Below are 12,866 nucleotides of genomic sequence, written 5' to 3'. Positions count from 1 at the left end.
GGGTTAGTATTGGAAAACGCGCGTAATAATATAGTTATAGACAAAAAGGAGCTTGGATTTAGTGCGATACCGTTGCTACTATTACTACCACTAATCGTTTTTAACCATCAGCTTTTTGCTATTTTTGAAGGTAGCTTTGTTTATTTAAGTTTAATCATGAAAATTTTTATCGTTGTATTTACTATGACCATTGCTATTCATTCATGGTTAATCTTTTCACAGCTATTATCAAATCAAACATTATACATAGGTAGTATATTTTTCGTTGTTGCTTTGTTAGAAATTGCGAACATTGTCTTAGCAGTTTCTCAAAGCCTAGACATAATGTTACTAAGCGTTTGGATACAGATTTTCATGCGCTTTGCTTTAGTAATTGGTGTATTACTAATGCTTGTAAAGCCTAGAAAAAAGTTAACGTTGGCACATCGTAGGATTGCTTATGGCATTGCGGTTTTATCTGTTGCACTGGTACTCATCATGTTGTATAAGGCACAGCCTTTTATTGATGATAGTCCATTAGTGACAACAATACAAAATAGCGCGCAATTATTGACTGCGGTTTTACAAGGTGTTTCAATCTATTTTTTAAGCAAGCATTATAAGGAGGCACCAAAACAAACTGGATGGCTAATGAGTGGGTCTGCTTATTTGATTTTGAGTGATTTGTTATTTGTTTGTAGCTATAACTTCAGTGGTATTTGGATGTTCGCTGCACTCTTTTATCAATTTTTTGCGTATTATATTTTTCTGAAGGCAATTTACTATACGTCAGTTGAAAAGCCCTATCAACAGCTATTAAAAATTAAGCTAGACTTGGAACAATCGCAACAGGAGCTAACTTTTCAAGCTTATCATGATGATATTACCCAACTTCCGAATGAGCGTCTTCTTTTAAAAACATTAAAGGAGAAGCTGCATAAGGATGGTAGGCAACAACAGGCCATTATCTCCATTGAAATTGATCGTCTAGCAACTATTAGTGACTCCTTAGGCATTAGTTATTCCAATAAGATGATGAAACTTGTAGCTGAAAGAATTCAAGCGATGCTACCACCCCATTATTTTGCCACAAAGTTACGGGAGAGCCAGTTTGTCATTTTTATTCATCATGTACAAACAAAAGAAGAATTGATCCAGTTTTGTTTGAATTTAAAAAACGTTATGAATCAGCCGCTGCAAGTACAACTTTTTTCATTAAAAGGCAATGTCAATATTGGCATTGCATTCAATGACGCCAATTGTACGGCTGAACAATTATTGACGCATGCACAGCTAGCGATGCGTGAAGCGAGTCAATTACCGCAACGACTTCTTTTTTACCAACAGCATATGTCAACCGGTGTGGCAGATCGTATTTTATTAGAGCAGGAGTTACATAGGGCGCTCGAGCGACAGGAGTTTTATTTGGTTTATCAGCCACAAATTAACTTGAAAACAGGAAAAATAGAATCAGTCGAGGCGCTAGTGCGCTGGCGTCACCCAGAGCGTGGACTTGTCCCACCTGATACGTTTATCGAGATAGCAGAAGAGTCAGGGCTTATTATTCCTCTGGGAAAATGGATTCTTGAAACAGCATGCTTGCAAGTAAAAGCATGGGAAGCGCAAGGTTTGCCGCCAATGAAAGTTGCGGTTAATTTATCTCTTGGCCAATTATTTCAGCAAGATTTAGTACAAATGGTGAGAGAGATTTTACAACGAAGTAAGTTGGAACCAAGCTATCTTCAATTGGAAATTACAGAAAGTATGACAATGAATATTGATCAAATGACGCAGCTTTTACATGAATTAAAAGCACTAGGGATTCAAATAGCTGTCGATGATTTTGGGACAGGTTACTCGTCTTTGTCGTATTTAAAAGATTTTCCAATCGACTGTTTAAAAATTGATCGTGCTTTCGTACATAATATTCAACATGACCCAAATGATGAAGCGCTTGTATCCATGATCCTTTCAATGGCAAAGCATTTACGTTTAAAAGTTGTCGCTGAGGGGATAGAGGAAATTGCACAACTTGCTTTCCTTGTTGCAGGGGATTGCGATTATATACAAGGTTATTTATTTAGTAAGCCTATTTCAGCTGAACAGCTTGCAACAACGTTTAATGACTTACATATGCATGCAAATGATATTTTAGAGCGTTTTAAATACGGGGAAGAATACAGCATTTAAAAAGATAGTAAATGAAAATGGTAAATCCGCTTTGACTTAATTAGGCTGCAACAAGGTTGCATCTAATTAAGTACAATGCGGATTTTTGGGGAGTCCTTATTTTTTTAATGAACGAGGTATTCTTCTTTCAGTTCTGAAATATTGACTTCAGAGCGTTCTTCTAGCGAGCGACGTAAATGAACAGTGGCTGTTTTGCGATCATCATGTAGCTTGTCAATCCATATCGAAACGCCATTGTAGCTCACTTCATATTCCGATGGAGAGGCAACAATTTCTTGTGCGCGTTGATACTCCAATTGAATACCCCCTTATTTTTTTTGCTTGTTTTTCGTCACAGCATTAATAAGTTCTGTGAATTCTTGGGAAAACTCTTCTTTTACTTTATCAGGTGCGATTTTTTGGTTTTTTGGTGTCTGTGGTAATGAGCCTTTATTTTGGCTTTTCCCTTGTTTATTATCTCTTCCCATGTGTGCTGTCTCCTTTCAGTTTTGATATTTCTTAATATGGCTTTCAAGTGCTATTTTTATCATGGGAAATACTAGGGAAACGTAAGAAATTCATGAAGGAATGTCAAAAGGTTTGGCCAAGATTCATAAAAGCTTATGAAAGATAGCGTTTCGGGAAATTCTAGTAGTAGTCCTTATTTTTTTATAGAGAAATCATTTTCTAATAGTGCCCAATTTTGAGGGAATGGAAAACCTAAAGCCCAATAGCTCACACCACGAAGATGATACTGCTTGAGTAGATCGAATTTAGCTTGTGCGCTTCTGGCGTCTTCAAACCAAACCTCATGATTTCTTCCTTGCTGATCAACGTAGCGGAAAAATGGTGATTGTGTAGTGCGATCATATTGAATAGTAGCGCCAAATTGTTTGGCTCTTCTAATGGCTTCTTGCGGGCTAAAGGTTTCCGCTTCTTGCCCTTTGACATGAGGAACTAGCCAATCCCGAGCATAAATTTGAAAGCCTAAAAAAATTTTATTAGCGGGTATTACTGTTAGAGCGTATTCTACAACTTTCTTCATTTCATTGATGGGCGAGATGGCCTGTGGAGGTCCAAGGCGATAGCCCCATTCATAGGTCATTAACACAACAAAATCCACAATTTTGCCATGAGCCTCATAATCAAATGCTTCATATGTTGACCCTGCTGGAGAAGACCTTGTTTTTGGAGCAAGTGCAGTTGATACTAAATAACCTTGCGGGTGCAGACGATCAACGGCTAATTGAAGGAATTGGTTGTATAGTTCTCGGTCTGTCGGTAGAACGTTTTCAAAGTCTATGTTTAACACTTTATAGCCTTTATCCTGCATCACATGTAAGATATTATCCATCACTTTTACACGTAACTGTTCGTTAGATAAAATAATATGGGCTAAGTTGGAGCCGCTTTCTGTAGACGTAAAATTTGTAATAGTTAGCATTGGTAGGATGTTTTGCGATTGTGCTGCGTCAATCATTGCTTGATCATTAATCGGTTGTAATGTACCGTCTTCCTCTATCATATAAGCAAACGGGCTAAAAAAAGTGAGAAGATGACCGATTGCATGCAATGACTGAACAGCTTCTTCAGGCGGTTGATACGTATAAGCATTAACTTCAATAGTAGGCTTGACTCTAGGAATAACTAACTGTGAACCGACATAAATCATATTTGGGTTTGTTATGCTATTTTCTTCTACAATCGCTTGAACAGTTGTACCATAGTTGCTAGCGATTTGTGATAATGTTTCGCCAGCTTGTACAGTATGTGTAATGGGCGGAATAATCAGTTTTGTTCCAGGTGTTAAAACATCTGGATTCGTAAGGTGATTCATATGAATAATTGATTGCATTGATATGTTATATTGTTTGGCAATCGTCGATAATGTGTCACCTTTTTTGACGATATGCGTTGTGTAAGCAGAAGGAATAACGAGTGATTGTCCGATTATTAATTGATTTGGGTTAGGTAACGCATTTAAATGAGTAATTGCTTGCAGTGGCGCAGCATAACGGTTTGCAATGTGCCATAATGTTTCACCCGCACTAACTACATGTATTAACATTGTTCTCCCCCTAATAGGTTTTGTTAATGCATCATATGAAACAAAATGGATAGCTGATGATGAAATGCCATGTTATTTTTCATTCTTTCCCATTTTAAAATGCATATTTTTTCCTCATTAAATATACATAGTATAGTACATGCACATTGCATTATTGGAGAAAGGGGCTGTATGTTGAAGAAAGTAAAGCTCACAGGAAGAATTGTTAGTCCAGGTGATCCAGATTACGATGAAGCGAGGACAAATAATAACTTAAGTTTGCCAAAATTCCCGAGTAAAATTGTCTTTTGCCAAAGGACAAAAGATGTCGTGAACGCTTTAAGATGGGTTAGGGAAAATAATGAGGACTTCCGAATAAGGAGTGGGCGTCATAGTTATGAAAATTATTCCTTAATCAATCACGGTCTAGTCATTGATGTGAGTGAAATGAACGACATAACCATTAATTTAGATTATGGAACTGCTCGCATTGAGGCGGGTGCGAACTTAGGGCAAGTATATCGTACATTATGGGAACATGGTATGACAATTCCAGGAGGAACTGAAAGTAGTGTAGGAATTGTGGGTTTAACGCTTGGTGGAGGTATCGGTATGCTTTCTCGTCCTTTTGGGCTTACTTGCGATCAATTAATGGAAATTGAAATGGTTGGAGCGAGTGGCCATCAAGGAGCGGAGCTGATTCGAGCAAATCGGCAGATGAATAGTGATTTATTTTGGGCTAGCTGTGGTGGCGGTGGGGGGAATTTCGGAGTTGTTACAGCACTTACATTTAAGTTACATCCTATAGCGGAAGTGTCTCTTTTCCATATTTCATGGGACTGGGATGATTTTGAGATTGCTTTTGATGCATGGCAAAAATGGGCGCCTTTTACAGATGAACGTTTAACCTCACAAATAGAGTTAAAAGCAAAGGAAGTGGGGGAAGTTGTTGTGCAAGGTATATTTGTTGGCGCACCATCAGAATTAAAAAAGCTGTTACGACCATTAAGAAAAAGCGGGTCACCAACGGATCTATGGATAAAAGAAGTGCCTTATATGAAAGCAGTTCGATTTTTTGATGTTCCGAGTGGTAACCAGCCGGCACTCCGTAAAAGATCAGGTTCCTTTATTGAAAAACCATTTCCGCATGCTGCCATCTTGACTATGAAGCAATTTTTAGCAAATGCACCTAACAGAAATGCGAGCATCTGGCACCAATCGCTTAGAGGTGCTGTTAGTCACATTGCACCAAACCGTACTGCCTATTACTATCGCGATGCTCTTATTGCCCAAGAGTACATCACTTCATGGGAACAAACTCAAGATGAAAAGGAAAATATTCAGTGGGTGGAAGATGTAAGAAGGACATTATCCCCGTTTACAATGGGGGATTATGTGAACTTTCCAGATCAATCGATTGAAAACTGGTCAACTGCATACTATGGACGTAATTTCAGACGGTTAAGAGAAGTGAAAACCAAATACGATCCATTCAATGTATTTCGATTCCAGCAAAGTATTCCTCCGATTCGAAAGTGGCTGTAGTTCCCTTATAAAGTAAAGTTGGAACCTAAGAGAAAAAGTGTTAGATTGAGCGCTTATAATCTAACACTTTTTTGCTATGTTTTAAAGATAAACTGGCGATTTCTCGGTAGCATGCATGCCCCTCATTTGTGCTGTTACACAGGGGTTGCCGTTGTAACTAGCTACTAATTTATACGCTTGTAAAAGCGCTATTTTTACAGAGAAAATGGAAAAACACAGAGCCTTTGTTTCGAAATTATTAAAAAATTATGTCACGATGCCTTTTATTATTCATTTCATACTCGTTATTTCCCTTGATAATTATTGAATACATCGTCAAAATGGAGATATTACATATATTTCTAGAGGGAGTAAATGCGATGAAGGATGTAGTTGTACGCAATAATGTGAAAATAATCGGCAAAGGGAAGCAACCAATTTTATTTGCACATGGATTTGGTTGCGATCAAAATATGTGGCGTTATATTACACCTGCATTCGAGGAACACTATCAAATTATTTTATTTGATTATGTTGGTTCAGGTAATTCTGATTTTAATGCCTATCAATCTCAAAAATACCAGTCACTTCAGGGCTACAAGCAGGATGTTTTGGATATCATTGAGACACTTGAACTGCAACAGGTCATTTTTATTGGTCATTCTATTAGTTCAATGATTGGCTTACTTGCCTCCATTGAACGCCCAGATTATTTTGAAAAACTAATTATGATTGGCACTTCACCTCGTTATTTAAATGATAGAGATGGCTATGTTGGTGGATTTGAGCTAAGTGACATTATGGAAATATTAGATATGATGGAAATGAACTTTTCGGGTTGGGCTAGTTTTCTAGCGCCTATTGCTATGAATAATCCCGAGTCTCCAAAATTTACAAATGAGCTTGAACAAACATTTAAATCAGCAGACCCAGTCATTGCAAGGGAGTTTGCGGAAGTTACTTTTTTATCGGATCATCGAAGTGACTTATCTAAGGCAAGTATTCCTATTTTAATCATGCAATGTTCGGATGATAGTATCGTTCCGATTGAAGTTGCAGAATATCTACATCAGCATTTAAAAGCTAGCACGTTGCGTTTAATGACAGCAAAAGGACATTATCCACATATTAGCCATCCGCAAGAAACGATTGACTTAATTACACAATTTCTTTAATGGAAAATGAAAGGATTATTATCAGAAATGGATAAACGATTGAACTATGCACCTTGTGGATTTATTGCCATTACACTTGATGGCATCATGATTGAGGTGAATCAGACCTTTCTGCAGTGGATGGGTTATGAACGGGTGGATATATTACACCAGCATATTGAAATTCTAATGTCCAAGCCTAACAAAATGATTTTTCATTCATTTTTTTACCCGACCATTAATTTGTACGATTATGTGGAAGAATTATTCATCAGTTTAAAGCATGACAATGGTACAGCCATTCCTTTTCTGTTGAACGGTCGGAAGTATGCGGTGGGAGAGGTTGAATGTATTGATTGCGTTTTAGTGCCGATGAAAAAGCGCATTGATTATGAATTAGAATTACGTGCGGCTAAAAAGCAACTAGAGGCGGCTTATTTAGAAAAGGATCAAGCATTAGCAAAATTAAAGCAAATCCATTTGGCAATTGAGCACAAACAAGAAGAGTTATTATCTATGAATGCCACGCTTGTAGAACTTTCCATTACGGATAAGCTAACAGGTTTGAAAAACAGAAGATTTTTTCAAGAAAAGCTTGAAGAACAGCTTGCTATGTTCAGGAAATCGGCGATCCCTTTCTCACTATTAATTTTGGATATCGATCATTTTAAAAGGGTCAATGATACATTTGGACATCAAGTAGGAGATGAGGTGCTTGCCCAATTGGCACAAATTTTAGATGCACAAGCTCGTCCAAGCGATGTAGTAGCGCGCTATGGTGGGGAAGAATTTGTCATCATTTTACCTGATACCAGTGTCGATGATTGTTGGACTATTGCTGAACAACTTCGTCAAACGGTTGAGCAGGCTCAATGGCAGACAGGAAGAATTACGATAAGTATCGGCATTGCCACAGCAACCGAGAACGATTCCGATGCGACGATTTTGAAAAAGGCGGATCAGGCTTTATATACTTCGAAAGAGAACGGAAGAAACAAAGTGAGTTTGTTTGAGTGACTGGCACGCAAACAATTCTGACAATTTACTGTGTTTTACTGGACTATGTAATTTGCGGTTTTCTACTGTATAATAATGAACAGTAAATAGGATAAAGGCGGTACAAACTACGATGAAAAGAATAGAATCTACGCAAAATGCGTTAGTGAAATATTGGAAAAAGCTAGCAACTACGCGAAAAGAGCGTGAACGTTCGGGTGAGTTTTTAGTGGAAGGCTTCCATTTAGTAGAAGAAGCGTTGAAAAACAATAATCAAGTGTTACAGCTAATCGTGCGCGAGGGTGTTGATTTACCGTTGCTATGGCCAATCGACAATGTAGCAATGGTGGAAGTAACAGCAGCTGTAGCAAAAGAATTTGCGGAAACAGAGACCTCTCAAGGAGTTTTTGCAGTATGCAAACAGCTAGCGGTAGAAGAAGATGCAATGGCTTCTTGGCGCAAGGTACTTCTCATCGATGCTGTGCAAGACCCAGGTAATATTGGCACAATGATCCGAACAGCGGATGCGGCTGGTCTGGATGCAGTGATTTTAGGCAAAGGTTGTGCAGATTTATATAACCCAAAAACATTGCGTTCTGCCCAAGGGTCACATTTCCATATTCCCGTAATCCGCGGTGATTTGGAAGATTGGATTGATATGCTTCAGGACAATGGTGTACCTGTATTTGGGACAGCTCTTGATGAGGATGCAGTCGTGTATCATGAAATTCAGCATACTGGTGCATTTGCGATTATGATGGGCAATGAAGGCAGTGGCATTAATCCACAACTATTAGCGATGACAGATCAAAACATTATTATTCCCATTTTCGGACAAGCAGAATCGTTAAATGTCGCTGTTGCAACAGGTATTGTGTTATATGGCTTTGTTAAATAGAAATTGGTGTGTAAATGGAAAGAAATACCGATAAACAAGTGTAAATCGCCGGTAAAGTAAACCTTCCAACAACGCTGATAGAACAATGCTAAAGTCAAGCTTGCACAGATGCCCCTTGATTTGAAGTGGTATCATATTGTATAATCACATTTAAAATGTAATTCTGTATAATGAAATGCTTTGACCAGGAAGTAGTAAAGATTGTGAATGGACGACAGGGAGCGTAGGCCTGAGATTGAGAGCCAGCGCCGAACCAATGCAATTTTGAATTCATCCTGCGAGCAGCTACCGGGACCAGCAAGAAAAGATGCTGTAAAGGTAAGCCGGCTTCAATCGAGTCGTTATGGCAATGAAGTGATTGTGCGCACCAAAAGCGCGCAATAACTAGGGTGGTACCGCGAATATGTCCTCGTCCCTTTTTTGGGGGCGAGGTTTTTTTATGCCATTTGAGCAAGCGGGCATTTATATGATCAAGGAGGTTTTTTACATGGAAGAACAATTAAAGCAGTTAGAACAAGAAGCGCTAGCAAAAATTGAAGCAGCAGCAAATTTAAAAGAATTAAATGATGTGCGTGTCGCTTATTTAGGGAAAAAGGGACCTATCACAGACTTGCTAAAAGGAATGGGGAAATTATCGGCTGAAGAACGTCCAAAAATGGGTGCTTTAGTTAATACAGTTCGTGAAAATGTTACAGCAGTGTTAGAAACAAAAGCAACTGTATTAGAAGAAGCGGCAATTGCCGAAAAATTAGCAAGTGAGTCGATTGATGTCACATTACCAGGGCGTGCTATTAAAGTAGGTAACCGTCATCCTTTAACACGCGTTATTGAAGAAATTGAAGATTTATTTGTCGGCATGGGTTATGAAATTGCTGAAGGCCCAGAAGTGGAAAAGGATTACTATAACTTTGAAGCGTTAAACTTACCAAAAGGTCACCCTGCACGTGATATGCAGGATTCATTCTATATTTCCGAGGAAATATTATTACGTACACATACGTCTCCAGTTCAGGCACGTACAATGGAAGCGAAAAAAGGCGAGTCAATTCGTATTATTTGTCCAGGGAAAGTATTCCGTCGTGATAATGATGATGCAACACACTCTCACCAATTTATGCAAATTGAAGGTTTAGTTATTGGGGAAAATATTCGTATGAGTGATCTGAAAGGGACATTAGATACACTAGCAAAAAAAATGTTCGGTGCTGACCGTGAAATTCGTTTGCGTCCAAGTTTCTTCCCATTCACAGAGCCTTCTGTTGAGATGGATATTTCTTGCTTCAAATGCGGTGGTGCAGGTTGTAACGTATGTAAAGGCACAGGCTGGATTGAGATTTTAGGTGCAGGTATGGTACATCCAAATGTACTTGAAATGGCTGGTTATGATCCGAAGAAAGTTTCTGGTTTCGCATTTGGTATTGGAGCAGAACGTATCGCTATGTTGAAATATGGCGTCGACGATATTCGTCATTTCTATACAAGTGACACACGTTTCTTATCACAATTCGAGCGAACAGAGGCGTAAGGGGGACTATAAATGTTAGTATCATTAGAATGGTTAAAAGATTATGTAAGTACAAAAGGCTTAGCGCCTGAAGAATTAGCAGAAAAAATTACTCGCTCAGGCATTGAAGTAGACGCAGTAATTGACCGTGCAAGCGGTATGGATAAAATTGTAGTCGGCTATGTTGTATCAAAAGAAAAGCACCCTGAAGCCGATAAATTAAATATTTGCCAAGTAGATGTTGGAGAAGAAGTGCCACAACAAATTATTTGTGGAGCGCCAAACGTGGATGCAGGTCAAAAAGTCATTGTTGCTCGCCCAGGTGCACATTTACCAGGTGGCATTAAAATTAAAAAAGCAAAACTACGTGGGCACGAATCGAACGGTATGATTTGTTCATTACAAGAGCTTGGTATTGAAGGGAAAGTAGTACCGAAAGCTTATGCAGAGGGCATTTATGTGTTACCAGCAGATGCAGAGGTGGGCGCTGATGCGCTAGCGCTTTTAGGTCTTCGTGATACAGTGCTTGAGCTTGGTTTAACACCAAACCGCTCAGATGCGCTTTCGATGTTAGGGGTAGCTTATGAGGTTGGTGCTATTCTATCAGAGGAAGTAAAGTACCCAGAAATCGCTTATAGCACATCTTCTGACAAAGCGGAGGATTTACTAAAGCTTCGTGTAGAAGACTTACAAGCCAACCCAATGTACGTAGCGAAAGTTGTAAAAAACGTTAAAATTGCAGAATCACCAATGTGGTTACAGCACCGTTTGATGGCAGCTGGCGTACGTCCTCACAATAATGTTGTCGATGTGACAAACTATATTTTAATGGAATATGGTCAACCACTTCATGCATTTGACTATGATAGCTTAGCAACAGGTGAAATTGTTGTGCGTAAAGCAACAGAAGGTGAAAAAATCACGACTTTAGATGACCAAGAGCGTACATTAAAGGCATCTGATTTAGTGATTACCAATGGCAAAGAGCCAGTGGCAATTGCAGGCGTAATGGGTGGAGCCAATTCGGAAGTAACAGCATCTACAACGACTGTTGTGATTGAATCTGCTTATTTCGATGGCTTAACAGTACGTCAAACTTCACGCAATTTAGGTCTTCGTTCAGATGCATCAGCTCGCTTTGAAAAAGGTGTTGACCCTAACCGTGTTGTGCCTGCAGCTGAACGTGCAGCTGCATTGCTTGCTGAATTAGCTGGCGGTGAAGTGTTAGAAGGCACTTGTATCGTAGATGAATTAGATAAAACACCAGCACGTGTTGTGGTCTCTCCGGATTTTATTAACGAACGTCTTGGCATGAAAATTTCATTAGAAGATATGCTTTCGATTTTAGAGCGTTTGAAATTCGGTGTAGAAGCAGCAAATGGCTTATTAATCATTGATGCACCAACACGTCGTCAAGATATTAAAATCGAGGAAGATATCGTTGAAGAGATTGCACGTTTATATGGCTACGATGAAATCCCTATGACTTTACCAGAAGGTGCCAACCAAGTTGGACAACTGACAGCGTATCAAGCAAATCGTCGCGTTGTACGTAACTTTATGGAAGGTGCGGGGCTTTATCAAGCGGTTACTTACTCATTAACGTCTGAGGCGTTATCACAACGCTTTGCACTAAAAGCGGAGCCCGTAACACGTTTATTAATGCCAATGAGTGAAGAACGTTCAACACTTCGTCAAAGCTTAATTCCACATTTAATCGAAGCGGCGGCATATAATGTAGCACGTAAAGCGGATAGCGTAGCATTATACGAAGTTGGTTCTGTCTTCCTTGGTCAAACAGCAGAGGGCTTACCGTTTGAGGAAGAGCATGTAGCAGCTGTGTTAACAGGTAAATGGTTAGATCATGCTTGGCAAGGTGAGAAAAAAGAAGTTGATTTCTTCGTCTTGAAAGGTATTATCGAGGGTGTTATTGGCAAGCTTGGTTTAACAGAGCGCATGACGTTTGTGAAAGCAGAAGTAGCTGGCTTACATCCTGGTCGTACCGCTAGCATTTTATTAGATGGCGAACAAGTAGGTATTATCGGTGGTTTACATCCTGCGGAGCAAAAAGCATGGGGTGTAAAAGATACGTATGTGATGGAAATGAATCTAGTAGCATTACTACAAGCCAATGCAAGTGAAGCGCCACTTGGCTATAAACCGGTGCCTCGTTTCCCAGCGATGTCTCGTGATATCGCACTTGTTATGAATCGTGCAACAGCAGCGGGTGAAGTAGTAACGGTTATTCGTTCGGCAGGAGTGAAACTGTTGAAGGATATTAAAGTGTTCGATGTTTATGAAGGTGAAAAAATGGAGGCAGGTAAAAAATCTGTTGCTTTCTCCCTCACATACTTCGATCCAGAACGCACGTTAACAGATGAAGAAGTTGTTGCTGCGCATAATAAAGTATTGAAAGCCATTGCTACAATTGAAGGAACAGAAGTACGTTAATTTATGCTATTAAAAGCTGTCTCGAATACGGAGACAGCGCAGAATGTCGACAAAAGGCATCCAGAGGTTCGCTCTAGATGCCTTTTGTCTTTTTTATATTATTGATGAGCATTACATGAAATAGCTTTGCAAATAGATTCACCT

At 39.2% G+C, this 12,866-nt stretch carries 10 protein-coding genes; 7 read left to right on the top strand and 3 right to left on the bottom strand.

What is annotated here, in order from left to right; all coding sequences use genetic code 11:
* Positions 1-9 precede the first annotated feature (9 nt).
* Positions 10-2,169, top strand: a complete 2,160-nt coding sequence (locus LO754_RS17210; RefSeq protein ID WP_024363846.1) for a bifunctional diguanylate cyclase/phosphodiesterase — start codon at positions 10-12, stop codon at positions 2,167-2,169.
* Positions 2,170-2,273: 104 nt separating this feature from the next.
* Here the strand turns inward: LO754_RS17210 and LO754_RS17205 are convergent, their stop codons facing one another.
* The 3 genes from LO754_RS17205 to LO754_RS17195 form a co-directional block, all read right to left on the bottom strand.
* Positions 2,274-2,465 (bottom strand): H-type small acid-soluble spore protein, encoded by a 192-nt coding sequence (locus tag LO754_RS17205; protein ID WP_024363847.1) that lies wholly within the window; start codon positions 2,463-2,465, stop codon positions 2,274-2,276.
* Positions 2,466-2,477: 12 nt separating this feature from the next.
* On the bottom strand, positions 2,478-2,636 hold the full coding sequence (locus LO754_RS17200) for a YfhD family protein (RefSeq protein ID WP_105928897.1): 159 nt from the start codon (positions 2,634-2,636) through the stop codon (positions 2,478-2,480).
* 173 nt (positions 2,637-2,809) lie between these two features.
* Positions 2,810-4,216, bottom strand: coding sequence for a LysM peptidoglycan-binding domain-containing protein (locus tag LO754_RS17195; RefSeq protein WP_231784891.1), 1,407 nt, complete (start codon positions 4,214-4,216; stop codon positions 2,810-2,812).
* 174 nt (positions 4,217-4,390) lie between these two features.
* Between LO754_RS17195 and LO754_RS17190 the strand changes: the two genes are divergently transcribed.
* The 6 genes from LO754_RS17190 (at position 4,391) to pheT (ending at position 12,722) form a co-directional block, all read left to right on the top strand.
* Entirely contained in the window at positions 4,391-5,740 is a 1,350-nt protein-coding gene (locus tag LO754_RS17190; RefSeq protein WP_231786349.1) for an FAD-binding oxidoreductase, read from the top strand.
* A gap of 359 nt (positions 5,741-6,099) precedes the next feature.
* Positions 6,100-6,894: an alpha/beta fold hydrolase gene (locus tag LO754_RS17185; RefSeq protein WP_231784890.1), complete on the top strand. Its 795-nt coding sequence runs from the start codon at positions 6,100-6,102 to the stop codon at positions 6,892-6,894.
* A 27-nt stretch (positions 6,895-6,921) separates the two neighbouring features.
* Positions 6,922-7,890, top strand: a complete 969-nt coding sequence (locus LO754_RS17180; protein ID WP_038509874.1) for a sensor domain-containing diguanylate cyclase — start codon at positions 6,922-6,924, stop codon at positions 7,888-7,890.
* A gap of 112 nt (positions 7,891-8,002) precedes the next feature.
* Positions 8,003-8,767 (top strand): TrmH family RNA methyltransferase, encoded by a 765-nt coding sequence (locus LO754_RS17175; protein ID WP_024363851.1) that lies wholly within the window; start codon positions 8,003-8,005, stop codon positions 8,765-8,767.
* Positions 8,768-9,254: 487 nt separating this feature from the next.
* Positions 9,255-10,292 (top strand): phenylalanine--tRNA ligase subunit alpha, encoded by a 1,038-nt coding sequence (pheS, locus tag LO754_RS17170; RefSeq protein WP_024363852.1) that lies wholly within the window; start codon positions 9,255-9,257, stop codon positions 10,290-10,292.
* Positions 10,293-10,304: 12 nt separating this feature from the next.
* A complete protein-coding gene (gene pheT, locus LO754_RS17165; RefSeq protein WP_231784889.1) occupies positions 10,305-12,722 on the top strand; it encodes a phenylalanine--tRNA ligase subunit beta in 2,418 nt (805 codons plus the stop codon).
* Positions 12,723-12,866 lie beyond the last annotated feature (144 nt).

Origin of the sequence: Lysinibacillus sp. GJ-1, from assembly GCF_021166035.1 — a bacterium.
Lineage (GTDB): Bacteria > Bacillota > Bacilli > Bacillales_A > Planococcaceae > Lysinibacillus > Lysinibacillus sphaericus.
This window is presented reverse-complemented; position numbering and strand designations above follow the sequence as displayed.